Annotated in this window: 21 protein-coding genes; 4 read left to right on the top strand and 17 right to left on the bottom strand. The window is 66.0% G+C overall.

The genetic code is table 11. The annotated features are described in order from the left end of the window. Positions 1–80 precede the first annotated feature (80 nt). Genes ACTIF6_RS11475 through ACTIF6_RS11485 form a run of 3 tightly spaced genes read left to right on the top strand, consistent with a single transcriptional unit; the run spans position 81 to position 4,126 of the window. Positions 81–1,409 carry an FAD-dependent oxidoreductase gene (locus ACTIF6_RS11475; RefSeq protein ID WP_439588110.1) on the top strand — a complete coding sequence of 443 codons (1,329 nt, stop codon included), beginning with the start codon at positions 81–83 and terminating at the stop codon, positions 1,407–1,409. Continuing rightward, the gene (locus ACTIF6_RS11480) at positions 1,406–3,097 is read left to right on the top strand and encodes a dihydroxy-acid dehydratase (protein ID WP_439588111.1); all 1,692 of its coding nucleotides are present in this window, start codon (positions 1,406–1,408) and stop codon (positions 3,095–3,097) included. Before ACTIF6_RS11475 ends, ACTIF6_RS11480 begins: the two co-directional genes overlap by 4 nt. A 45-nt stretch (positions 3,098–3,142) precedes the next feature. After that, positions 3,143–4,126 (top strand): Bug family tripartite tricarboxylate transporter substrate binding protein, encoded by a 984-nt coding sequence (locus ACTIF6_RS11485; protein WP_439588112.1) that lies wholly within the window; start codon positions 3,143–3,145, stop codon positions 4,124–4,126. A 16-nt stretch (positions 4,127–4,142) separates the two neighbouring features. On the opposite strand, the gene ACTIF6_RS11490 is transcribed toward ACTIF6_RS11485, so the two are convergent. After that, complete coding sequence (locus ACTIF6_RS11490; RefSeq protein ID WP_439588113.1) at positions 4,143–5,135, bottom strand: ZIP family metal transporter; 993 nt, start codon at positions 5,133–5,135, stop codon at positions 4,143–4,145. A 164-nt stretch (positions 5,136–5,299) separates the two neighbouring features. Here ACTIF6_RS11490 and ACTIF6_RS11495 point away from each other — a divergent pair, with 164 nt between their 5' ends. After that, the gene (locus ACTIF6_RS11495; RefSeq protein ID WP_439588114.1) at positions 5,300–5,707 is read left to right on the top strand and encodes a hypothetical protein; all 408 of its coding nucleotides are present in this window, start codon (positions 5,300–5,302) and stop codon (positions 5,705–5,707) included. Positions 5,708–5,761: 54 nt separating this feature from the next. Here ACTIF6_RS11495 and dnaJ read toward each other — a convergent pair whose 3' ends face one another. The 16 genes from dnaJ to ACTIF6_RS11575 all read right to left on the bottom strand — a co-directional run bounded on the left by dnaJ (position 5,762) and on the right by ACTIF6_RS11575 (position 24,232). Continuing rightward, positions 5,762–6,892: a molecular chaperone DnaJ gene (gene dnaJ / locus ACTIF6_RS11500; RefSeq protein WP_439588115.1), complete on the bottom strand. Its 1,131-nt coding sequence runs from the start codon at positions 6,890–6,892 to the stop codon at positions 5,762–5,764. Positions 6,893–6,972: 80 nt separating this feature from the next. Continuing rightward, positions 6,973–8,907: a molecular chaperone DnaK gene (gene dnaK, locus ACTIF6_RS11505; RefSeq protein ID WP_439588116.1), complete on the bottom strand. Its 1,935-nt coding sequence runs from the start codon at positions 8,905–8,907 to the stop codon at positions 6,973–6,975. A gap of 92 nt (positions 8,908–8,999) precedes the next feature. Further along, complete coding sequence (gene grpE, locus ACTIF6_RS11510; RefSeq protein ID WP_439588117.1) at positions 9,000–9,560, bottom strand: nucleotide exchange factor GrpE; 561 nt, start codon at positions 9,558–9,560, stop codon at positions 9,000–9,002. 175 nt (positions 9,561–9,735) lie between these two features. After that, entirely contained in the window at positions 9,736–10,077 is a 342-nt protein-coding gene (locus ACTIF6_RS11515; RefSeq protein WP_439588118.1) for a winged helix-turn-helix transcriptional regulator, read from the bottom strand. A 136-nt stretch (positions 10,078–10,213) separates the two neighbouring features. After that, positions 10,214–10,756, bottom strand: coding sequence for a MarR family winged helix-turn-helix transcriptional regulator (locus ACTIF6_RS11520; RefSeq protein WP_439588119.1), 543 nt, complete (start codon positions 10,754–10,756; stop codon positions 10,214–10,216). A 23-nt stretch (positions 10,757–10,779) separates the two neighbouring features. After that, positions 10,780–12,480 carry an acyl-CoA dehydrogenase family protein gene (locus ACTIF6_RS11525; RefSeq protein WP_439588120.1) on the bottom strand — a complete coding sequence of 567 codons (1,701 nt, stop codon included), beginning with the start codon at positions 12,478–12,480 and terminating at the stop codon, positions 10,780–10,782. Between the two features lie 4 nt (positions 12,481–12,484). Then, entirely contained in the window at positions 12,485–14,212 is a 1,728-nt protein-coding gene (locus ACTIF6_RS11530; protein ID WP_439588121.1) for a tannase/feruloyl esterase family alpha/beta hydrolase, read from the bottom strand. A gap of 30 nt (positions 14,213–14,242) precedes the next feature. Next, positions 14,243–14,977, bottom strand: a complete 735-nt coding sequence (locus ACTIF6_RS11535; RefSeq protein ID WP_439588122.1) for an ABC transporter ATP-binding protein — start codon at positions 14,975–14,977, stop codon at positions 14,243–14,245. A 10-nt stretch (positions 14,978–14,987) separates the two neighbouring features. Then, positions 14,988–16,757 carry a branched-chain amino acid ABC transporter ATP-binding protein/permease gene (locus ACTIF6_RS11540; RefSeq protein ID WP_439588123.1) on the bottom strand — a complete coding sequence of 590 codons (1,770 nt, stop codon included), beginning with the start codon at positions 16,755–16,757 and terminating at the stop codon, positions 14,988–14,990. A gap of 1 nt (position 16,758) precedes the next feature. After that, positions 16,759–17,799 carry a branched-chain amino acid ABC transporter permease gene (locus ACTIF6_RS11545; protein WP_439588124.1) on the bottom strand — a complete coding sequence of 347 codons (1,041 nt, stop codon included), beginning with the start codon at positions 17,797–17,799 and terminating at the stop codon, positions 16,759–16,761. A gap of 142 nt (positions 17,800–17,941) precedes the next feature. Then, positions 17,942–19,075, bottom strand: a complete 1,134-nt coding sequence (locus tag ACTIF6_RS11550; RefSeq protein ID WP_439588125.1) for an ABC transporter substrate-binding protein — start codon at positions 19,073–19,075, stop codon at positions 17,942–17,944. Positions 19,076–19,130: 55 nt separating this feature from the next. Beyond that, positions 19,131–19,550, bottom strand: a complete 420-nt coding sequence (locus ACTIF6_RS11555; RefSeq protein WP_439588126.1) for an acyl-CoA thioesterase — start codon at positions 19,548–19,550, stop codon at positions 19,131–19,133. Further along, a complete protein-coding gene (locus ACTIF6_RS11560) occupies positions 19,547–20,311 on the bottom strand; it encodes an SDR family NAD(P)-dependent oxidoreductase (RefSeq protein WP_439588127.1) in 765 nt (254 codons plus the stop codon). The genes ACTIF6_RS11555 and ACTIF6_RS11560 overlap by 4 nt, the downstream gene beginning before the upstream one ends. Positions 20,312–20,328: 17 nt before the next feature. Beyond that, positions 20,329–21,576: a thiolase family protein gene (locus ACTIF6_RS11565; RefSeq protein WP_439588128.1), complete on the bottom strand. Its 1,248-nt coding sequence runs from the start codon at positions 21,574–21,576 to the stop codon at positions 20,329–20,331. A gap of 9 nt (positions 21,577–21,585) precedes the next feature. Then, positions 21,586–23,439: a feruloyl-CoA synthase gene (locus tag ACTIF6_RS11570; protein ID WP_439588129.1), complete on the bottom strand. Its 1,854-nt coding sequence runs from the start codon at positions 23,437–23,439 to the stop codon at positions 21,586–21,588. A 4-nt stretch (positions 23,440–23,443) separates the two neighbouring features. After that, positions 23,444–24,232 (bottom strand): crotonase/enoyl-CoA hydratase family protein, encoded by a 789-nt coding sequence (locus ACTIF6_RS11575; RefSeq protein WP_439588130.1) that lies wholly within the window; start codon positions 24,230–24,232, stop codon positions 23,444–23,446. Positions 24,233–24,338: the final 106 nt, after the last annotated feature.

Consider the following 24,338-nt stretch of genomic DNA (forward strand, 5'->3'; position numbering starts at 1 on the left):
GAATACGTATTCAGCTCGATCCTGAGCAACTGAGACCCTGATCAAGGGTCTTCATTTTCCAGAAGAATGACTACGTATACATGACATTCGTTTCCGATCTCATAGAACCCGAGCGCCGAACGCCGGTGGCGATGGACGTCGACATCTGCGTGGTCGGCGGAGGCGCCGCCGGGGTGGCTGCGGCGGTGTCGGCTGCCCAGTGTGGTGCGCGTGTGGCGCTGGTCGAGCGCTACGGCTTCCTGGGTGGCACGCTCACCACCGTGAGTCTGGGCAGCATCTGTGGCCTGTACTCGGTCAAGGGCCGCGAGGTCACGCCCGTCGTCGGTGGGTTCGTGGACCAGGTCGTTCGCGAGCTGGACCAGCTCGGCGGCCGTGGCGAGACCGTGCACTGGCTCAAGACCGCATCGCTGCCCTATGACCTTTTCAAGATGAAGGTGGCGCTGGACCGCCTGACAGCGATCGAAGGCCTGGACGTGATGCTGCATTCACTGGTGGTCGGTGTGGCGAAGGACGGCGAGCACCTCACGCACGTGCTGGTGGAGACGCGCGAGGGTCGCGTGGCCATCCGGGCCAGGCAGTTCATTGACTGTTCGGGCGACGCCGACCTGTGCGCCCGGTCGGGCGCTCCTTTCGATCTCGATCTCGAGAACCTGCAACAGCCCACGGCGATGTTCCGGATGATGGACGTGGATGCAGAGGCGGTTGCTCGCACCGATCGTGCTGCATTGCATCAACACCTCGAACGCGCGGTGAACGACGGGTTGGACCTGCCGCGCACCGCGGGTGGCGTTTTCATGGAGCGACCGGGGCTCGTACACCTGAACATCACCAAGGTCAGCATTGACGGGGCCGCGCCTCATCCCCTGTCGAGCCGCGAACTGACGAAGGCGGAGCGCCTGGGCCGGGAGCAGGTTCTTCTCTACGAGAGGGCGTTCAACCAGTACGTGCCTGGTTACGCAAGTGCCCGCGTGCTTGACACGGGCGCGGCCATCGGTGTGCGCGAGAGCCGCCGCATCCTGGGCGAGTACGTGTTGACGGGTGAAGACGTCCTCGGCCTCGCCCGTTTCCCGGACGCGATCGCCTGCTGTGCCTGGCCCATGGAAGACCATGCCGCTGGCCGAGCCACCCGGTGGGTGTGGCTGGAAGAGGGCGGCCATTTCCAGATTCCCTATCGAAGCCTGTTGCCGCGAGGCGTTGACAACCTGCTGGTCGCCGGCCGTTGTGCCTCGGCAGACCACGCCGCGCAGGCTTCCATCCGCGTCACCGCGCAGTGCTTCGCGATGGGCGAGGCCGCCGGCGTGGCGGCTGCCACGGCGGTCGACCAGGGGTGTCGGCCAGCAGACGTCCCAGCCCACGAACTTCGCCATGCGCTGCAGGCGCGGGGCGCCATCATCGAGACCACCCCATGAACATCCCGACCCCACTGAGAAGCAACTTCGAACCGGGCACATCCCGCTGGGCGCTGCGCAAGGCGCAATGGAAAGCCCTCGGGCTCTCCGACGCCGATCTGGAGAAGCCGAAGATCGCGGTCGTCAACTCTTCTTCTGCCTTGTCGAGTTGCTTCAGCCACCTCGACGGGGTTTCCCGGGTCGTGCAGGATGCCATTCGTGCAGCCGGCGGCGTGCCCCTGGAGATTCGCACCGCCGCACCGTCCGACTTCATCACCAGCGCGGGCCGGCAAGGCCGCTACATCCTGCCGTCGCGCGACCTGGTGGTCAGCGACATCGAGGTTCAGGTGGAGGGGGCCTTGCTCGATGGCATGGTGTGCCTGGCCTCCTGCGACAAGACCGCGCCCGCGCAGATGATGGCGGCCGGTCGCCTGAACATCCCCACCATCCTCCTGGCTTGCGGCTATCAGCCCAGCGGCACCTATCAGGGCCGTCGGGTCGACATCGAGGAAGTGTTTGAAAGCGTGGGCAAGGTCGCGACCGGCGAGATGACCCTGGGTGACCTGTCCGGCATGTGCGACCAGGCCGTGCGGGGGCCAGGTGTCTGTGCCGGGATGGGCACGGCGAACTCGATGCACATCGCAGCCGAAGCCCTGGGCATGGCGCTGCCGGGTTCAACGCCGGTGGAAGCCAACTCCGAACGCATGTTCGAGTTCGCCAGGGCCACCGGCGAGCGCATCGTGGCCATGATCCACGAAGACCTCCGGCCGCGCGCGATCCTCACGCCGGCGGCTTTCGAAAATGCGGTCAAGGTGGCGCTGGCGGTGAGTGCCTCCACCAACACGGTTCGCCATCTGCAGGCGATTGCGGAGGAGGCGCAGGCCGATGTCGATGTGTACGAACTCTTCGACAGGTTCGGCGCCTCTGTGCCCATGCTCGCAGCGGTGCGACCCAATGGTGACTCGCGCATCGAAGACCTGGAGGAGGCCGGAGGCACGACCGGCCTGATGAAGCGTCTTGAGAGCCTGCTCAACCCACATGCCATGACCGTGACGGGCCAGTCCGCCATCGGCAACGTGTCATCGCTCGAGTTGAAGGCATCGAGCCACGTCCGCACGCTGGACGACCCCATATCGACCACGCCCTCGCTGCTCATCATGAAAGGCAACCTGGCGCCGGAAGGTGCGATCTACAAGGTGGGCAACGCGGTCGAGAAGACCACCCGCTTCGTGGGCAAGGCTTTGGTCTTCGAGAGCCAGGAAGAGGCCATCGACGCACTGCGGCGCGGTGAACTCGTGCCAGGCACCGTGGCTGTGCTGCGCGGCATGGGCCCCATCGGTGGGCCCGGCATGGCCCTGGCCTCGTCGTTCGTGGCCGCCGTCGATGGCGCAGGCTTGAGCAAGACCGTCGCCGTGGTGACGGATGGGCAACTCTCCGGTTTGAACCGTGGCATCGCCGTCGGTCAGGTCTGCCCCGAGGCCAAGGCCGGTGGCCCTATAGCACTGGTCGAGAACGGTGACGAGATCGCCGTCGACAGCCAGTTGAAGGAAGTCCAGCTGCTGGTTGACGCCGTGCAACTGGACGAAAGAAGAAGCCGTCTGGTGCCCTGGACCATGCCCGCCGACAACGGCTGGCTTTCGGTCTACGCCAGAACGGTGCAGCCGCTGGCACGAGGCGCGGTCCTCTTTCTGAAACAGCAACCCCGTTGAGCCCGGGCTCCACATCCATCTATCCCAACCCCAGAGGAGACTGACATGAACCATCCCATCAACCGCAGGCTGGCGTCCGCTGGCATCCTGACCGCCATCGCCACGCTGGCGATGCCGGCGCACGCCAACACCTTCCCGAAAGACACGATCCGGATCGTTGTCCCGTATCCCCCCGGCGGCGCGTCCGACGTGACCGCGCGCATTCTGGCCGAGAAGATGCAAGGTGCATTGAAGGTATCCGTGATCGTGGAGAACCGGCCCGGTGCCAATGGCAACATCGCTGCCGATGCCGTCGCCCGCTCACCAGCGGATGGCTACACGCTGCTGATGGCCAACGTCGGCCCCAACGCGATCAGCCAGAGCATCTATCCCAAGCTGTCCTACGACACCGTCAAGAGCTTCGCCGCCGTCACCCAGACGACGCTGGTGCCCATCGTTCTGGTGACGGGACCGGGCATGCCCGCCAGGAACATGCAGGAGTTGCTCGCCGAACTGAAGGCGAACCCCGGAAAGCACACGTATGCATCGGCCGGCAATGGCTCATCGAACCATCTCACCGGTGCGCTGTTCGCCAGCATGGCCGGCGTCGACGCACTGCATGTGCCTTATCGGGGGGACGGCCCTGCGCTCATGGACGTGGTCTCCGGCCGGGTCTCCATGATGTTCACCACCATCGTCGCCGCCATGCCGCACATCAAGAATGGCCGGGTGAAGGCGCTGGGCATTGCCACCAACCAGCGCATTCCTGCGCTGGAGGGCGTGCCCACGATCGCCGAGTCCGGTCTGGCGGGCTTTGACTCCGCGTCGTGGGGCGGCATCGTCGCACCGGCCGGTACACCCGCTCCCATCGTGAACGTGCTCAACAAGACCCTGGTCGACATCCTGAACCAGGCGGACGTGAAAACCCGCCTGGCGGAACTGGGTGCGGTGGTGGTGGCCAGCACGCCCGACCAGTTCGCGACCTACATCCGGACGGAGACCGAGAAATGGGGCCAGGTGGCCAAGGCCAACAAGATCATGGCCGATTGAACCCACGTGCCCGGCGTCAGGTGAGCGCTGAATCCAGCAGCAGCATGAACACGAACCCCGCCAGCAGCGTCGCCGTTGCCAGCGTCTCGAAGCCGCTGCGGTGCGTTTCGGGAATGATCTCGTGGCTCACCACAAACAGCATGGCGCCCGCGGCCAGCGCCAGGCCCAGGGGGTAGAAGACGGGCACGCTGCCGAGCACCCAGAGGCCGAGAATGGAGCCCAGGGGCTCGGCCAGGCCGGTGAGCGCGGCCACCCCCCAGGCGCGCCCCGCGCTCTGGCCCAGCGTGCGCAGGGCCATGGCCACAATCAGACCCTCGGGCATGTTCTGCAGGCCGATGGCCAGGGCCACCGACGCGCCGGCCTGCGCGGCCGCCGGGTCCTGGACACCGACGTAGGCGGCGCCCACCGCCAGACCTTCTGGCACGTTGTGGATGAGGATCGCCAGCACCATGAGCTTCGCGCCTTGCGCCGCGCTGCCGGTGTGCGCCATCGCGTGGCCCGGCGCGGCCGGTGGCAGCACGGCGTGTTCATGCGGTGTGAAGCGGTCGACGGCGAGCATGAGACCCATGCCGAGGGCCAGGCCGAAGCCGCTGAGAGCCGCCGCACCGGTGCGGTGACCGAAGAGCGCCTCTCCTGCGTCCATCGAAGGCAGGAGCAGCGCGAACACCGCAGCGGCCAGCATCACACCGGCCGAGAAAGACAACAGCGCGGACTCCTGCAACTTGGTCACCCGTTGCACCACGAACACGGGCAGGGCGCCGATGGCGGTGGCCACCGCCGCCAGCAGGGAGGCCTGCACACCCGCCGCCATTGCGCCGCCATGCCCGGCCGCATCCCACCACGCCCGCGTGGGCGCCCAGAACGTGCTCAGCGCAGCCACACCGGCCATCACCAGCAGGCCGGCACCCAGAGACAACAAGGCATTGCGCAGGGCATGCGCGGGGACCTTGAGGTCGATCGCCTGCGTGTGGGTCCAGTCGGGTCGGAGCTGTCGGATCAGTTCGGTCATGGCAGTCGTTCAACAGGAAGAAGCGCCCAGTTTGTTCAAAACTGTCGAACAGGTCCAATCGATGTTGGCAATGGCGGAGATAGGGCCGAAGCGGTGCAGCGAGAATGAGGCATGAAGCCCCGAAACAGACGAGTTGCATCGCCGTGAGTGAACCAGGCCCAACCATGAACTCCACACACCAGATCCTGATGACGTCCGCCGTGCTGCTCCTCGCAGCTGCAGGGTGCTCCGAGCGCGCTGCGCAAGCTCCGCCGCCGCCCAGCCCCGCAACAAATCCACCCATCACCAGTGCCGAGTCCGCCACCGACCGATGGGTCGGCAAGTGGAGCGGACCGGAGGGCACCTTCCTGCAACTTGCCGGTGGCAACGGCCAATACGAAGTCACCATCCAGAACCTCGATGGTCCCCGCACCTTCAAAGGCACTGCGGCGGGAGACCGCCTTGAGTTCGAACGCGACGGTGTGCGCGAATCGGTGCGCGCCAGCAACGGCGCGGAGACCGGGATGAAGTGGCTCAGCGAGAAGTCGGATTGCCTGACGGTGAAGGCGGGTGAGGGGTACTGCCGGGACTGAACAAAAAAAAAGCGACGCTGCTGCGTCGCTTTTTCTGCAGGCAGGACAGCTCGATCAACTGAAAAACGACTTCGCCTTCTCGAACCATCCCTTGTCGTTCGGGCTGTGCTTGTGGCCGCCTTTTCTGAACGACTCGTCGAGTTCCTTGAGCAGCTTGCGCTGGTGCTCGGTGAGCTTGACGGGCGTTTCCACGGCCACGTGGCAATACAGATCGCCAGGGTAGCTGGACCGCACACCCTTCACGCCCTTGCCACGCAGGCGGAAGGTCTTGCCACTCTGGGTGCCTTCGGGCAGGTCGATGGTGGCCTTGCCGGCCAGGGTGGGCACGTCGATCTCGCCGCCGAGGGCCGCCACCGTCATGGAGACGGGCACCTGGCAGTGCAGGTCGTCGCCTTCGCGTTCGAAAATGTCGTGCTTGCGCAGGCGCACCTCGATGTAGAGATCGCCCGAGGGGCCACCGTTCTGGCCGGGTTCGCCATTGCCGGTGCTGCGGATGCGCTGACCGTCATCGATGCCGGCAGGGATCTTGATCTCCAGCGTTTTCTGCTTCTTGATCTTGCCCTGGCCGCTGCAGGTGGTGCAAGGCTCGGGAATGATCTTGCCGCTGCCGTGGCAGTGCGGGCAGGTCTGCTGCACGCTGAAGAAGCCCTGGCGCATCTGCACGGCGCCCTGGCCGTGGCAGGTGGTGCAGGTCTTCACGCTGGTGCCGGGCTTGGCGCCAGTGCCCTTGCAGGTCTCGCAATCGTCCCACGAGGGAATGCGGATCTGTGTTTCCTTGCCCGATGCGGCTTCCTCCAGCGAGATTTCCATGGCGTAGGAAAGATCGGCGCCGCGGTACACCTGTCTGCCGCCGCGTTGACCCCGTGCGCCCCCGAAGATGTCGCCAAAGATGTCGCCGAACGATTCCGAGAAACCGCCAAAGCCTTCGGCACCGCCTGGGCCGCGCATGTTGGGGTCCACGCCGGCGTGGCCGTACTGGTCGTAGGCCGCCTTCTTCTGCGCGTCGGAAAGCATTTCGTAGGCCTCTTTGGCCTCCTTGAATTTCTCTTCGGCGGCCTTGGCCGCATCACCCTGGTTGCGGTCGGGGTGGTGCTTCATTGCCAGCTTGCGATACGCCTTCTTGATCTCGTCGTCCGAGGCGTTCTTGGGCACGCCCAGCACTTCGTAAAAATCGCGTTTTGCCATGGTCAGTTGCGGTTCTGTTGAAACACGAACGCCGCGTCAGGTTGCCCGGACGCGGCGACGGAGAGCAAGCGGGCCTCCGATCAGCCCTTTTTCACTTCCTTGACTTCGGCATCGACGACATCGTCGTCGGCCGGCCTGTTGCTGGATTGCTGCTCGGCACCTTCGGCACCACCTGCGGCAGCTGCCTCGGCCTGCGAGGCGGCGTACACCTTCTCGCCCAGTTTCTGGCTGGCCGACATCAGCGCCTCGGTCTTGCTTTCGATGGCTTCCTTGTCTTCACCCTGAGCGGCTTCTTCCACATCCTTCAGCGCGGTCTCGATGGCTTCCTTCTCGGCCGCGTCGAGCTTGTCGCCGTGTTCACCCAGCGACTTCTTCACGCTGTGCACCATGGCCTCGGCCTGGTTGCGGGCCTGCACCAGCTCGACCTTCTTCTTGTCGTCGGCGGCGTTGAGCTCGGCGTCCTTCACCATCTGCTGGATCTCGGCTTCAGACAGGCCCGAGTTCGCCTTGATGGTGATCTTGTTTTCCTTGCCGGTGCCCTTGTCCTTGGCGCCCACGTGCAGGATGCCGTTGGCGTCGATGTCGAAGGTCACTTCGATCTGCGGCATGCCGCGCGGCGATGCGGGGATGCCTTCGAGGTTGAACTCGCCCAGCAGCTTGTTGCCCGATGCGATCTCACGCTCGCCCTGGAACACCTTGATGGTCACGGCCGGCTGGTTGTCCTCGGCGGTCGAGAACACCTGGCTGAACTTGGTCGGGATCGTGGTGTTCTTCTGGATCATCTTGGTCATGACACCGCCCATGGTCTCGATACCGAGGCTCAGCGGAGTCACGTCGAGCAGCAGCACGTCCTTGCGGTCACCACTGAGCACCTGGCCCTGGATGGCGGCGCCCACGGCCACGGCTTCGTCGGGGTTGACGTCCTTGCGCGGTTCCTTGCCGAAGAACTCCTTCACCTTCTCCTGCACCTTGGGCATGCGCGTCATGCCGCCGACCAGGATCACGTCGTGGATGTCGGAGGCGCTGATGCTGGCGTCCTTGATGGCCGTGCGGCAGGGAGCGATGGTGCGTTCGATCAGCTCTTCCACCAGGGCTTCGAGCTTGGCGCGTGTGAGCTTGATGTTCAGGTGCTTCGGGCCCGAGGCATCGGCGGTGATGTAGGGCAGGTTGATGTCGGTCGCGGCGGACGAGGACAGCTCGATCTTGGCCTTCTCGGCGGCTTCCTTCAGGCGCTGCAGAGCCAGCACGTCCTTGCTCAGGTCCACGCCCTGTTCCTTCTTGAACTCGGCAATGATGTGGTCGATGATGCGCTGGTCGAAGTCTTCACCGCCCAGGAAGGTGTCGCCATTGGTGGACAGCACCTCGAACTGCTTCTCGCCATCGACGTCGGCGATCTCGATGATGGACACGTCAAACGTGCCGCCACCCAGGTCGTACACGGCGATCTTGCGGTCGCCCTTTTCCTGCTTGTCCAGGCCGAAGGCCAGGGCCGCAGCGGTGGGCTCGTTGATGATGCGCTTCACGTCCAGGCCGGCGATGCGGCCCGCGTCCTTGGTGGCCTGGCGCTGGGCGTCGTTGAAGTAGGCCGGCACGGTGATCACGGCCTCGGTCACGGGCTCGCCCAGGTAGTCCTCGGCGGTCTTCTTCATCTTGCGCAGGATGTCGGCGCTGACCTGCTGGGCAGACAGCTGCTTGCCGCGCACTTCGACCCAGGCGTCGCCGTTGTCGGCGGCCACGATCTTGTAGGGCATCAGGTTGATGTCCTTCTGCACTTCCTTCTCGGTGAACTTGCGGCCGATCAGGCGCTTGATCGCGTAGAGCGTGTTCTTGGGGTTGGTCACGGCCTGGCGCTTGGCGGAGGCCCCGACCAGCACCTCGCCGTCCTCCTGGTAGGCCACGATGGAAGGGGTGGTGCGAGCGCCCTCGGCGTTCTCGATCACCTTGGTGTTGTTACCTTCCATGATGGACACGCACGAGTTGGTGGTGCCCAGGTCAATGCCGATGATTCGTCCCATGTTGCGACTCCGTTTGAATAAGTGAGGATGTTGTGAAAAACGATGTGGGGAAGGTGTGGATAACCGGTGGGTATTTCAAGTCCGACCGGTGATCATTTCGGTGCGGCCACGGTCACCAGGGCCGGGCGCAGCACGCGATCGGCGATGAGGTAGCCCTTCTGCAGCACAGCCACCACGGTGTTGGCTTCCTGGTCGGCCGGCACCATGCTGATGGCCTGGTGCTGGTGGGGGTCGAATTTCGTGGCCACGGCGGGGTTGATCTCCAGCACCTTGTGGCGCTCCAGCGCGCTCTTGAGCTGCTTGAGCGTGGCTTCGGTGCCTTCGCGCAGCTGTTCGCGAGTGGCTTCCTGGATGGCGAGGCCGGCTTCCAGACTGTCGGCCACGGCCAGCAGGCTGTCGGCAAAGCTCTCCACCGCGAACTTGCGCGCCTTGGCGATTTCTTCATCGGCGCGGCGGCGGGCGTTCTCCACCTCGGCCTTGGCACGCAGGAACTGGTCGGCCAGGTCGGCGTTCTGGGCCTTGGCGGTGGCGAGTTCCTGGGCCAGGGCGGTGAGGGCATCGGCTTCATTGGCGGCTTCGGCAGCCAGAGCCTCCTCGGGGCTCACGGGCGCATTCGGATCGGACGGGTCGGTAGGGTGAGGCGTCTGGCTCATGGATCTGTGAAGTACGTGGAAAGCGGTGGCCAAAATGGCCGTGGGCGTCATCTGGGGCCTTTGAGCCCGTATTCAAGGGAGTGGGTGGCAGATTTGCCACCGGTGGGACGGACGACCGGCGCGCTGGGCGGCGGTGTGTCCAGGGGCGGGGTGCAGACCACCCCGGGGCGTGATTTTATGTCCCGACGGGATGGGCGTGCGCCAAGGTCGTGGCCACGCGTGCCTGGTGCTGTGACCACTTGCCCGCGAACTGCTGCACATCCACCAGCCGACGAGCCAGCTCGGTGCCCTGGGAGGTGAGGCGGTAGCCGTTGCCGCTGTGGTCCACCAGGCGGGCTGCCCGAAGCTCCTTCAGGCGGGTGTTCAGTGTGTTGGGCGTGACGCCGCCCACGCTGTCCTGCAGCAGCCGGAAGGTTTGCGGATGTCCATCGCTCAGGGCCCAGATGACGCGCATAGCATAGCGCGATTCCAGCAGGTCGAAGAGCTGGATCACGGCGGCATTGTCCTTGACGGTCATGGGGGGCTCCGTGCGGCGCTGGGCGGTGCGATCCACTATAGGCAGGAAACCCCGGTGCTACCAGTTTGCTAGCTGCGTGCACTGCAACAATGTGGCGCAAAGGTCAATGATCCGGATTTACCCGGATTGCGCGGCGTCAGCGGCGGTACACCTTGCGCAGCAGCGTGATCAGCGTCTGCAGCTCTTCGCTGGACAGCCGGCCGGCCACTTCCTGCTCGAGCTCGGTGGCGGTGGCCTGGGCTTCGCGGTACGTGCGCTGACCAGCGGTGGAGAGGTGCAAGCCCTGGGCCCGCCGGTCGGTGGGGTGGGGCTTGCGCACGATGAGGCCGCGCTTCTGCAGGCTCTTGACCATGCCCACCAGGTTGGGCGGCAGGATGTCCAGGGCCGCGCAGATCTGGCGCGAGGTCACGCCCGGGTTGTGCGCCACCACCGAGACCACCGAGAAATCGACAGGGCGCAGGCCGTAGGTCTCCATGCGGCGCAGGAACACGGCGATGACGGCCAGTGCCGTGCGACGCGCGTTGTAGCCGAGCAGGGATTCGAGGTAACTGGTGTCCACATCGGAGGGCTCGGATGCGCCGCTCGTACCACCGGTCAACGCCAGATGGGTATCGACGGCGGATTTCCTGCGGGGGCCGCGTGGGCGGCGCAAGGCGTTGGCGATCGAGGTCTCGGGCATGGTCAAAGCATAGCGTGGTGGGTTCAAGCCATGCCCAGCGTGGTCCGCATGAGGCCCAGCCGCATTCCGAATTCGGGCCAGATGAAACGCCAGAAGGCGGCGGGAGCCTCGCCTGCGCCCGGCGTGGCTTCGATGCGCGCACTGGCCCAGGCCATGAGCACCAGCGCCACGGCGCGCAGGAAATCGTCGGCCAGCCAGTGTGGCCTGTCGGGGGGCGCACCGGCGGCGGTGACCCCTGGCAGGAGCTGCGTGCGCACGAACTCGCCAAAGCCTTGCAGGGCTTCGCGCGCGGCACCGGCCTGCGGCAGGCTTTCCAGGTCGGCCTGCAATTCGTCCAGCAGGGTTTGCAGCGCGGCGGCACCATCGGGCAGGGTCTTGCGGATCAGCAGGTCGATCGCCTGGATCTCGTTCGTGCCTTCGTAGATCATGGCCACGCGCGCATCGCGCACGTGCTGCTCGATGCCCCATTCGCGCATGTAGCCGTGGCCACCGAACACCTGCAGGCAGGCGCTGGTGCCCGTGAACGCCTGTTCGGTCCAGGCCGACTTGAGCACCGGCGTGACCAGGCTGCACCAGCGTGCGGCGGCCTCGCGTCGGGTCGCGTCGGGGTGGTGCTTCTGGATGTCGAGTTCGAGTGCGGTGCGGTACGCCAGCACGCGACCGGTGTCGACCCAGGCGCGCTGGGTCAGCAGGATGCGCTGCATCGCCGGATGCTGATCAATGGTGTCCGCTTCGCCAGCTCGGCTGGTGGTGCCAGGGGCGCGCATCTGGCGGCGCTCCTGCGCGTAGGTGCTGGCCTTCTGCAAAGCCGCGTCGAGCAGGCCGATGCCCTGCAGGCCGACCAGCAGCCGGGCCGCGTTCATCATCACGAACATCGCGTTCAAGCCCTTGCCGGGTTCGCCCACGAGAGAGGCCACGGCTTCGTCGAAGCGCATCACGCAGGTGGGGCTGGCGTGGATGCCCATCTTCTCCTCGATGCGCTCGCAATGCACCGCGCTGCGGGTGCCGTCCTCGTGAAACTTTGGCACCACGAACAGCGAGAGTCCTTTGGGCCCGGGCGGTGCATCGGGCAGGCGCGCGAGCACCAGGTGCACGATGTTGTCGGAGAGGTCGTGCTCGCCGCCCGAGATGAAGATCTTGGTGCCGCTGAGCGCGAAGCGGCCATCGGGCAGCGGGGTGGCCCGGGTGCGCACCAGGCCGAGGTCGCTGCCGGCGTGAGGCTCCGTGAGGCACATCGTGGCCAGCCATTCGCCGGTGGCGAGCTTGACCAGATAGCGCGCCTTGATGTCATCGGAAGCGTGGTGCTTCAGGCACTCGTACGCGCCATGCAGCAGGCCGGGTGCCATGGTCCAGCCGTGGTTGGCGGCATTCAGCATTTCGTGCAGCACCGCCTCCAGCGCGGTGGGCAGGCCCTGGCCGCCGTCTTCGGTGGCGCAGGCCAGTGAAGGCCAGCCCGCTTGCCAGAAGGCCTGGTAGGCATCGCGGAAGCCCGGCGGCATGGTGACCGTGCCGGCCTTCCACTGCGCGCCCACTTCGTCGCCCTCGCGGTTGAGTGGCGAGAGCACCTCGCCCACGAACTTGCCCGCTTCTTCAATCACCTGTGTGAGCAATGCGGGTTCGGCGTGTTCGGCCAGCGCAGGCAAGCCGGCCAGCACCTCGCGGGCGCGCAGCACCTCGAGCAGGATGAAGGCGTGGCTTTCGGGGCGGGGTTGGTAGGCGTTCATCGTTTCAGCGGCAGGTGAAGCTGGCAGCGCTCTCCACGGGTCCGGTGCCGTTGTAATGCGCCACGCTCGGGTAGGCGCACAACGGACGGGTGCGGTTGGCCGACCAGTCGGCGGGCAGTTCGGCGTTCACGCCGCCGGCGTTGCCTGCGCCCCGTGCACTGGCCGTCACCGCTTGTGGCGCCACACCCTGTTCAACCCACTTCACCAGCGGGCCAAGCAGGTCGAACTGGTCGGTGGCCGGGCCGCCGCTGCAGTGGTTCATGCCGGGCACGGGGAAGTAGCGCGCGAAGTCGTTCGCCTTGCCATCCTGCGAGCGGTTGACCCGCTCGACCCACAGGCGCGTGTCTTCGGCGGAAAAGATCGCGTCGCTCACGCCGTGGTAGAGCACCATCTTCGCGCCGCGTGCGCGCAGCGGCAGCAGGTTGTCGGGCTTCTCGTGGCCAGGCGGGCCCATGAGCGACACGCCCGATTCGCGGTAGGTGTCGGTGGTGGCGGAAATGGCCGGCAGCAGGGCATCGAGTTTTGCGCTGGCGAAGTTCACCGGCGCGGCGGGTGGTGCCGTGAAGATGGTGCCGACCGACAGCGGATCGAGTGCGACCGAGTTGACGAACTTCCAGGTGGCCCAGTTGCTGCCCGCGATGCCGGGGTCGTAGGGGAAGCTGCTGTAGATCGATGACCCGTTGTCGACCTTGCCGCCGGCCTGGACCTCCGCAAGTGTGGACTTCTGCGGCGCGGTGAGGCATTTGCCGTCGCGCGCACCCACGCAGGTAGGCACATCACGCACCACGTTGAACGCGCTCTGGCAGGCCTGTGTGGCTTGCACCAGGCCGTCCTTCAGGCCGTCGAGTGGGTCGCAACGCTCCAGAATGGCGCGTGCCACGGTCTGGCGTTCCGGGGCGGTGAGCGCACTGCCCAGGTCGGGAATGCCGGCGTTGGGGTTGAGCGGATGCTTCACGGTGGCGCCGGGCGTGGCCTGCGGCAGCCAGCGCTGCGCGCCCCACAGTTGCGCCAGCGCCGCGTTCGGCAAGCGGTAGCCGGGTGCGCCGATGAGGTAACCGTCGTACTGGTCGCCCAGGCGCGATGCGGCCACCATCGCGTGGCGCCCACCGTTGGAACAGCCGCCAATGTAGGAGCGGTCGGGCGCCTTGCCGTAGGCGCTGGCGATCAGCGCCTTGGCCATGGGTGTGAGTTTGGCCACGGCCTGGTAACCGTAGTCCAGCCGCGCTTGCGGCTCCAGGCCGAACACGGTGGTCTGTGCGCCGGTGTGCCCGGCATCCGAACTGATGACGGCAAAGCCCTGCACCAGCGCGCCAGTGATCGGCCCGCCGCCGAGCGCGCCTTCGGCTGGCCGCACGGCGCCATCGAGCCCGCCGTTGCCCTGGTAGTAGAAGCGGCCGTTCCAGGTCTGCGGCAGGCGCATCTCGAAACCGATGGCGTAGTCGCGGCCATCGCTGCCCTTGCGCTTGTGCATCTGGCCCTTGACGAGGCAGTGCGCCGCGACCGGCTGCCCGGCCAGCATGAGGCCGCCCGCCGCCACGTTGACGGCAGAATCGATCACCGTCTGCTCGAAACGGAACTGGTTCACCAGCGCGTCGCACTGGTTGAGGTTGGCACCCACGGCCGCCTTGAGCGGTGCGGGCGGTGGCCCGACCGGGGCGGTCGCACAGGCCACGAGGGCCAGGCCCAGTGCAGCGGGCACGGTCAGTCGAACGACGGATACCGGACTTTTCATGGTTGTCTCCTTGGAAGTCTTGCGGGGGGATCAGGCGCTCTGGCGTGCGGTGCCGAGGTAGGTCTCGATCACCCGCGGGTCGCTGGCGAGTTCGCTGGCCGGGCCCTGAGCGCTGAGCTCGCCCATCTCCAGCACATAGCCGTGGTCGGCCACCTGCAGCGCAGCGCGTGCGTTCTGCTCCACCAGCACGATGGTCACGCCGGTCTGGCGCAGCCTTTCGATGATGGCGAAGATCTCTTTGACGATCAGCGGTGCGAGCCCCAGGCTGGGCTCGTCGAGCATGAGCAGGTCGGGTGAGGACATGAGCGCGCGGCCCACCGCCAGCATCTGGCGTTCACCACCGGAGAGCGTGCCGGCGAGTTGCGCGCGGCGCTCCTGCAGGCGCGGGAAGATGCTGTAGACCTCGTCGAGCCGGCTGCGCCACTTCGCATTGCCCAGGCGCATCTGGCGAAAGCCCCCCAGCAGGAGGTTGTCTTCCACCGCCATGGTGCCGAACAGCTCGCGCTTCTCGGGCACCAGCGCCATGCCGTTCATCACGCGCTCTTCGAGCGTGAGCTTGGTGATGTCCTGGCCGCGGAACTCGATCGTGCCCTGGCCGGGCAGGATGCCCATGAGCGTGTTGAGCAGCGTGGACTTGCCCGCGCCGTTGGGACCGATGACGGTGATCACACCACCGGGCTGGACCTGGATGTCGATGCCGTGCAGCACCTCGGCGCGGCCATAGCCGGCGCGCAGGCCCTTGACTTGAAGAATGGGGTTGCTCATGTCTCGTGCCTCAGTGCTCGGTTCCAAGGTAGGCAGCGCGCACCTTCGGGTCCTGCTGCACCTGCGCCGGCCGCCCCTGGGTGAGCAGGGTGCCGAACTCCATCACCACCAGGTGGTCGCAGATCTGCATCACCAGGTCCATGTCGTGTTCCACCAGCAGGATGCTCATGCCTTCGCTCTTGAGCTGGCGCAGCACACCGACCAGCGCCTGCTTCTCCTGGTAGCGAAGGCCGGCGGCGGGTTCGTCGAGCAGCAGCAGGGTGGGGTCGGCGCTGAGCGCGCGGGCGATTTCCATGAGGCGCTGCGGTCCCATGGCGAGGTTGCCCGCCTGCTCGTGCAGGTAGGCACCCATGCCGATGCGCTCCAGCTGGCGCTGCGCCTCGCGAAAGAGTTGTTTCTCTTCGGCGCTGTTGGTGCGCAGCATGGCCGGCAGCACGCCCTTGCGGCCGCGCGTGTGCGCGCCCAGCGCCACGTTCTCCAGCACCGTCATGTCGGGGATCATCTTCACGTGCTGGAAGGTGCGTGCCATGCCGAGTTGCGCAATCGCGCGCGAGGGCTTGCCCACCACGTTGCCGCCCTGGAACAGCACCTGGCCACTGGTGGCCGGCAACACGCCGGTGATGAGGTTGAAGGTGGTGGACTTGCCAGCGCCATTGGGGCCGATGAGTCCCACGATCTGGCCGGCGTGGATCTGGAAGCTGATGTCGTTCACGGCCACCAGGCCGCCGAACTGCATGCGCGCCTTCTGCACGTCCAGCACCAGTTCACCGGTAGCGGGCCGCTCGCGCGTCGGCAGTGCGGCGGCATGCTGCCAGTCGACCTTGCGCGGCGGCTTGGGCATGTGGCGCCCGACCAGCGACCACAGGCCATCGGGCAGGTACTTGAGCACCACCACCAGCGCGATGCCGAAGACGATCACTTCATAGCTGCCGCTGGTGCCGATGAGCTTGGGCAGCAGCACCTGCAACTGGTCTTCGAGCACGCGGATGAGACCCGCACCCACGATGGCGCCCCACACATGGCCCACGCCCCCGATCACCGCCATGAACAGATACTCGATGCCCATCTTCAGGCCAAAGGCCGAGGGGTTCACCGTGCGCTGGAAATGCGCGAGCAGCCAGCCTGCGACCGACGCAAACAAGGCAGCCAGCACGAAGATGGTGACCTTGTAGCGGAAGGTGCTGATGCCCATGGCCTCGGCCATCTGCGAACCGCTCCTCAACGAGCGAATGGCGCGACCTGGGCGCGAGTCGAGCAGGTGCAGCATCGCGGCCACAAAGGCGAGCAGGATGACCCAGGTGAGCACGAAGAAGGCTCGGCCCTGGCCCATGTCGAAGCCACCGATGGACAGGCTCTGGATGCCGAGCAGGCCGTCGTACTTGCCCAGCGCATCCAGGTTGCCCATGAGGTAGTAAAGCGACAGACCCCAGGCGATGGTGGCCAGCGGCAGATAGTGACCCGACATGCGCAGCGTGATCAAGCCAACGAGCAGCGCGCTGCCAGCGGTCAGCCCCATGCCGATGAACAGCGTGAACCACGGCGACATGCCGAGGTTGAGCGTGAGCCAGGCCGTGGTGTAGGCGCCGATGCCGACGAAAGCCGCCTGGCCGAATGAGGTGAGCCCGCCCACGCCGGTGAGCAGGATCAGGCCCAGCACCGTCATGCTGTACATGCCGATCATGTTGAGCTGCGTGATCCAGAAGTCGGGCAGGGGAAGCAGGGCGACCAGGGGAATTGCCAGGGCCAGTATCAGCAGGCCGAGATTTTGTGGCTTCGGCATGTCAGTGGTCCTCGTCAGAGTGCTTGCTGCGCAAGGAGCGGAACAGGAGGACGGGAAGAATGAGGGTGAACACGATCACTTCCTTGAAGGCGCTGGCCCAGAAAGAACCGAAGGCTTCGATCACGCCCACGCCCAGTGCCGCAATCAGCGCGCCGGGGTAGCTCGCAAGGCCGGCGGCGACGGCGGCCACGAAGCCTTTGAGGCCGATGAGGAAGCCCGAGTCGTAGAACACAGTGGTGGTTGGTCCGATCAGGAGCCCGGAAAGGGCACCGATGAAAGCCGCCAGGGTCATCGTGAGCTGGCCTGAAGCCTGCGACGAGATGCCCATGAGGCGCGCGCCGGTGCGGTTCACCGCGATGGCGCGCAAAGCCTTGCCGCGCAGCGAGCGCTCGAAGTAAAGCCAGAGCATGACGATGAGCGCCACCGTGGCGGCAAACGTGATGATGGCCTGGCCCGAGAGCATGACCGGGCCAACGCTGAAGCGCTGGTCCCAGAACGCCGGGTTGCGGAAGCCTTCGGCGCCAAAGAACAGCAGGCCCAGGCCCGTCATGGCAAAGTGAACGCCGACCGAGACGATGAGCAGCACCAGCGGCGTGGAGCTTTCCAGCGACTGGTAGGCCACGCGGTAGACCAGCGGGCCATACACCGTGACCACGGCCACGCTGAGGGCGGCCTGGATGACCAGCGGAAACTGCTGCGGCGCGGCCCAGATGGCCACCGCCGAGACGACGACGGCAGGCAGCAGCGTGCGACCCGCCGCCTTCACCGCCGTCAGGCCATGGCGGTGGTGGCGCCAGCGCTCGAGAAGCTCCATGAGCGCGGCCACACCGGCCAGCAGCAACACCAGCCACACGGTACCCGGCACCTTGCCCGTCTGAAAGATCGCCAGGGTCAGCGCGCCGTACGCGACGAACTCTCCCTGGGGAATGAAGATGATCCGGGTGACGGTGAACACCAGGACGATGGCCAGCCCCAGCAGCGCATACACCGCGCCGTTGGTGAGGCCGTCCAGCAGCAAGATGCTGGCGATCGAGAAATCCATACAGGTCCTAACGAGAGAAGAGGTGCTCTCAAATCCAGGGGCACCAAGGGTCCGGCTCCGCCGGCCCGATGTGCTGTCCCCCCTCGAAGCGCCGAAGGCGCGCGACAGAGGGGGGAAGCCGCGTCAGCGGCGCAGGGGGGTGTTACTCCACTTTGAACTTGCCGTCGACCACCTTGAGCATCACACCGGTTTCGTTGGTGTAGCCCCAGTGGTCGTCCTTGGTCCAGTTCATCACGCCGTGCGCAAACACCGTGCGGCCCATCGTTTCGAAAGCATCGCGCAAGCCGGCGCGGAACTCCGGCGTGCCGGGCTTGCCGGCCTTGAGCGCGATCGGAACGGCCTTGTTCAGGGCGATGGCTGCGTCGTAGCTGTGGCCGGCAAACTGGTTGCGCATGCCGGCACCGACCAGCTTTTCGTACTGCGTGACGAAGTCGATCGCCAGTTTCTTGGATGGATGGTTTTCGGGCAGTTGCTCGGCAATGACGGCCGGACCGGAAACCACGAAGGAGCCCTCCACGTCCTTGCCGCCGATGCGCACCAGGTCGGGCGTGGCGGCCGCGTGCGTCTGGTAGATCTTGCCTTTGTAACCGCGCTCGACGATCGCCTTGTGCGGCATGGCGGCACCCGAGCCCGATGCCACCACCAGGATGGCATCCGGGTTGGCCGAGCTGAGCTTGAGCGCCTGGGGCGTCACGCTGGTGTCGGTGCGGGCGAAGCGCTCGGCGGCCACGACCTTCATGCCAGCCTTCTCGGCCAGCGGCGTGATTGCCTTGAGCCACAGCTCGCCATACGCGTCGGTGTAGCCAAGGAAGCCGATGGTCTTGATGTTCTGCTTCTTCATGTGCTCGACCATGGCGTGCGCCATCACGTCATTGCCTTGCGGCAGGCGGAACAGCCACTGGTCCGCACCGGGCGGCGCGCCGACCGGGGATGCGGCCAGTTGCACGGTCTTCGCTTCGGTGGCCACGGGCGTCATGGCTGCGGCCACGGGCGTGAGGCACGAACCGATGATGACGTCGACCTTGTCTTCGGTGACGAAGCGGCGGGCGTTGGCCGCGCCCTTGCCCGGGTCGCTGGCGTCGTCGAGGATGATCAGGTTGACCTTCTCGCCGGCGATCGTTTGCGGGAACAGCTTGAACTGGTTCTGCATGGGAATGCCCAGGCCGGAGCCAGGACCTGTGAGCGAAAGGCTCACGCCGATGGTGATGTCGGCCAGCGCGGCGGTGCTGGCCAGTGCCGTGATGGCGACGGCAACGAGGGTTTTGACGGCTTTCATGGAAGGTCTCCTTCTGGTGTGGTGGTGAGAACGGAACGGGCAGGGAACTCGGGGGTCAGGAACAGAGTGCCTTGATGTCTTCGGGCACGGGAATGGCCTTGATGCGATCGGGCGCCTCTGGCGGATGGATGACGAAGGCGCGTGTCTCCGTGCCTTCGCACAGCAGGTCGTCGCCGCGTTTCACCAGGTGCCGATGCATGAACACCTTCTCGCGCCACTCGGTCACGCAGGTGTGGATCTGAAGCCGTTCGCCGTAGGTGGCGGGGCGCATGAACTTCGTGTGGATCTCGAGCAGAGGCGTGCCCACGATGCCACGCGTCTTCTTGAGTTCGCGCCAGGGTGGCACGCCGCACTTCACGAAAAAATTCAATGACGAGGCGTCCATCCATTTCGAGAAATTGGGGAAGAACACGATGCCGGCGGGATCACAGTCACCGAACATCACGTCCACCTCGTAAATGACGAACTTGGTCATCGCGGGGCCATCCGGAGGGCACCGTCGAGGCGGATGACTTCGCCATTCAGGTGCGTGTTGGTGACGATGTGCGCGGCCAGTTGTGCAAACTCCTCGGGCTTGCCCAGGCGCGGGGGAAACGGAATGCTGGCCGCCAGCGAAGCCTGCACAGGCTCGGGCAACTGCTTCATCAACGGCGTGCTGAACAGACCCGGAGCAATGGTGCAGACGCGGATGCCGTGTTGCGCCAGATCGCGCGCCATGGGCAGCGTCATGCCCACCAGGCCGCCCTTGGACGCGCTGTAGGCCTGCTGGCCGACCTGGCCGTCGAACGCGGCGACGCTGGCGGTGAAGATCATCACGCCGCGCTCGCCGTCTTCCAGCGGATCGAGCTTCGCGCAGGCGGCGGCAAACAGCCGGCTGGCGTTGTAGGTGCCGATCAGGTTGACGTGGATGACCTTGGCGAAGTCTTCCAGCGGGGCGGCGTTGCCGTCCTTGCCGACCACGCGCTTGGCGGTGCCGATGCCGGCGATGTTCATGAGGATGCGGGCTGCGCCGTGGGCAGCCGCAGCACCGTCGATGGCGGCTTGCAGGCTCTCGGTGTTCGTGATGTCGCAAGCAAAGGCGGCGCCGCCGATGTCGGCCGCCACGCGCTTCGCGTTCTCCAGATTCACGTCGAGCACGGCGACTTTCGCGCCGAGGCGGGCGAGTTCGCGCGCGGTGGCCTCGCCCAGGCCCGAGCCACCACCGGTGACGAGGGCTGGTTGTCCTTGGATGTTCATGGTCAGTTGTCTCCGTTTCAGGCGTTCAGGTTTTCGATCAGCAGCGCCATGCCTTGCCCACCGCCCACGCAGGCGCAGGAAATGCCGTAGCGCTGGCCGCTGCGCTGCAGTTCGCGCGCGAGTGTGAGCGTGAGGCGCACGCCGGTGGCCGCCAAGGGGTGGCCCAGTGCAATGGCGCCGCCGTTGACGTTCAGACGCTGCAGGTCCATGCCGAGTTCACGCGCGACAGCAAGGGTTTGTGCCCCTTGTGCTTCGTTCACTTCAAAACGGGCGATGTCAGCGAGCTTCAGGCCGGTGCGCTCCAGCAGCAGGCGGATGGCCGGCGCGGGGCCGATGCCCATGATTTCGGGTGGCACGCCGACGGCGGCGGCCGCGATCACGCGGGCCAGCGGCTTCTTGCCGTTGGCTTTGGCGTACGCGCCGGAAGCGACCACGCAGGCCGCTGCCGCGTCCACCAGCGCGGAGCTGTTGCCACCGGTCTGCACGCCACCTTCAAACACCGCTTTCAGCTTGGCCAGCACCTCCACCGGCGAGATGCGCGGGTGCGTGTCCGTCGCCACCTCGGTGACCTTGCCTTGCAGCTTGATGCCGCGAGGCTTGTAGCCGGCGAGCTCGAATTTCTCGGTGACCACGGGCACGATCTCGCCGGCGAGGAAGCCGCTTTCCTGTGCCGCGACCGCTTTCGCAAACGAAGCCGAGGCAAACGCGTCCACGTCCTCGCGCGCGACGCCGTATTTCTTCGCCAGGTTCTCAGCGGTCTGGATCATGTTGATGCCGGCCGTCGGGTCTTTCAGCGCTTCCCACATGTAGTCCTTGAAGCCCACCGGCGCGCCCAGCTTGAAACCGGTGCGGTGGTCGAAGGCGGCAATGGGGTTGCGCGTCATGCTCTCGGTGCCCACCACCAGTGCCGCGTCGCACGCACCACCCTGGATGTGTTCGCCCGCCTGGCGGAACAGTTCGAAGCCGGTTCCGCAGATGCGCTGCGCCATGATGGCCGGCACCTCCACCGGCACACCGGCGTAAAGGCCGATGTGGCGTGGCAGGAAGAACTGGTCGAAATCGCCTGGGGCCATGTTGCCGGTGACGACCGAGCCGATGTGCTCGGCCGGCACGCCAGCGCGCGCCAGCGCTTCGCGCGCGGCCTTGATGCCCAGGTCGGTCGGCGAGATGTGACCGAGCGCGCCGCAGTAGTCCACCATGGGCGTGCGCACACCATCCAGCAGCCAGACGTCGTCGAAAGCGTTGAAGAATCCTCGGGATGCCATGTCGTTTGATTACTCGGGTTTGATGATGGCGTGCAGCGTGCCGTCGTGCAGGTGGGCCACGGTCTCTGCGCGGTGCGTGAGCACGGCGCGCTGGTTGATGGAGCCCTTGTCGGTGATCTCGCCCCGGTCGATGGTGGGCGGGTCGGCCAGCAGGCACAGGCGGGCGATGCGGCTGGCGCTGCCGGTGGCGGTCTTTGCCAGCTCGTTGACGACGCGCTGGAAATGCGCGAGCACCGGCGCGCTGTTGAGCACGTCGTGCAGCGCTGCATCGGCCGGCATGCCGCTGAGTGCGCGAACCGCGAGCGTGGGGAATACCATGGCGCCCACCTCCTTCATGTTCAGGCCGGTGAGCACCACGTCCTGGATGTAAGGCGCACCGGCCGCGATGATCTTCGCGCGCAGCGGGCCCACGCTCACGAAGGTGCCGGTGGCGAGTTTGAAATCCTCGGCAATGCGGCCATCGAACTTCAGGCCCTGGTGGATGTCGGTCTCGTCGATCCACTTCACCGCATCGCCGGTCTTGAAGAAACCCTCTTCGTCGAACGAATCGGCGGTTTCGGCCGGCATGCGCCAGTAGCCGGGTGTGATGTTTGGGCCCTTGTAGCGCACCTCGGTCTTGCCGTCGGTGTCGACCAGTTTGAGCACCAGGCCCGGCGTGGGCAGACCGAGGTCGCCGGCCTTCACATTGGGACTGGTGACAAAGATGCCGAACGGGCTGGACTCTGTCATGCCCAGACCCGTGCCCATCACGATGCGCTCGCCCACTTCCTGCTCTTGCACCGAATGCAGCGCGTCCCACACCGGTTGAGCCAGCGCGGCGCCCGCATAGAAGAACATCTGCACGCGCGAGAGCAGCGTCTTGCGCAGGGCTTCGTCGGTCTTCATTGCGTTGGCGATGGCTTCGAAACCGGTCGGCACGTTGAAGTAGACGGTGGGCGCAATCTCGCGCAGGTTGCGCAACGTCTCGGCCATCAGCGCGGGCGTGGGCTTGCCGTCGTCAATGTAGAGCGTGCCGCCGTGGTACACCACCATGCCGAAGTTGTGGTTGCCGCCGAAGGTGTGGTTCCAGGGCAGCCAGTCCACCAGCACCAGCGGGGCCTCTGCCAGTACCGGCATGGACTCGCTCATCTGCTGCTGGTTGGCGCACCACATGCGTTGCGTGTTGATCACCGCCTTGGGCATCTTGGTGGAGCCCGAGGTGAACAGGAATTTGGCGATGGTGTCCGGGCCGGTGGCCGCCTGTGCCTTGTCCACGGCCGGCGTAGGTTCTGTGGCCAGCAGCGAGGCAAACGAGGTGGTGGCGCGCCCGGGCACGGTGCCCTCGGTGGTCACCAGTTCCACACCTTCATCCAGCGTGGCCAGCATGGCGCGGCCATAGCGGCTCGCATCGCTCGCAAACACCAGACCGGGTGTCAGCGTCTTCACCACGTGGTGCAGCTTGTCGAAATCCTGGCTGATGAGCGAGTAGGGCGGTGAGGTGGGGCAGTAGGCAATGCCGGCGTACAGGCAACCCAGCGCGAGCAGCGCGTGTTCCAGATCGTTTTCGCTCAGGATCAGCACCGGGCGCTCGGCAGAGAGTCCTCGGTCCAGCAGACCCTGACCGATGCGGCGTGCTGCGTCGAGCGCCTGCGCGAACGTGATGTGGCGCCAGTCGCCGGTGCTGCCGTCGGTGCTCTTCACACGCCGGGCGAACAGCGTCTGGTCGGGCCGCTCCTTCGCCCAATGCACCAGCCGGTCGGTGATGCGTTGGGGAAAGGCGCCCAGGTCTTGTGCGGCGCTCAGGTAGTGAACGCCTTCCTGGCCATCGCGCAGCACAGCCTGCGTGACGCCGAACTTGAGGGGGCGGTACTTCGCTGCGGTCATGTCTTCAATCCTTGCTGACCTTGGCCGCGCGGCCTTCCAGAAAATCGCGCACACGGGCTTTCGCTTCCGGTGCGCTCTGCACGATCGCCGCGATCAGCGCTTCGGTGAAGAAGCCCTGGTCGGCCGGTTGCTCGGCGATGCGCGGCAGCGCATGCATCAATGCGTAGTTGGTCAGTGGCGCGTTGCCGGCGATGCGCGTGGCCAGTTCCATGGCCTTGTCCAGCGCCGTGCCGGTCGGCACGAGGTATTGCATGAGGCCGATGCGCTCGGCGTCAGCGGCCTTGTAGACGCGGCCGGTGAACATCATGTCGGCCATGCGCGCGGCGCCGATCAGGCGCGGAATGCGCACCGAGCCGCCACCGCCCACGAAGATGCCGCGCGAGCCTTCGGGCAGGGCGAAGAACGAGGTTTCGTCCGCCACGCGGATGTGGCAGGCGCTGGCCAGCTCCAGGCCGCCGCCCACCACCGCGCCATGCAGCGCGGCCACCACGGGCACCGGGCCAGCCTGAACGCAGTCGAGCGCGGCATGCCACATGCGCGAGTGGTGCAGGCCTTCGCCCGCGTCGCGCTCGCTCAGTTCGGACAGGTCCAGGCCCGCGCAGAAGTGTTCGCCTGAGCCGTGGATGACGGCGGCGCGCACACCGGACGGCATGCCCTGGAAAATGTCGCGCAGCGCCAGGATGAGACCATCGTTGAGCGCGTTGCGCTTGGCCGGACGGTTGAGCGTGATGACCGCGATCTCGGACGATGCGCCTTGCAAACTCAGGGTGATGTCGGTGGAATGGATGGGCATGGCAAGGGTTGTGGTGCTTGAAGTGGCTTCGCATTATTGTTATAAACAATAACCAAAACAAGCGCAACGGTCCGAAACCGAACCCGTGTTTACCCTAGGTCATTGG

The sequence above is a fragment of the Hydrogenophaga sp. genome, assembly GCF_051860785.1.
GTDB lineage: Bacteria > Pseudomonadota > Gammaproteobacteria > Burkholderiales > Burkholderiaceae_C > Hydrogenophaga.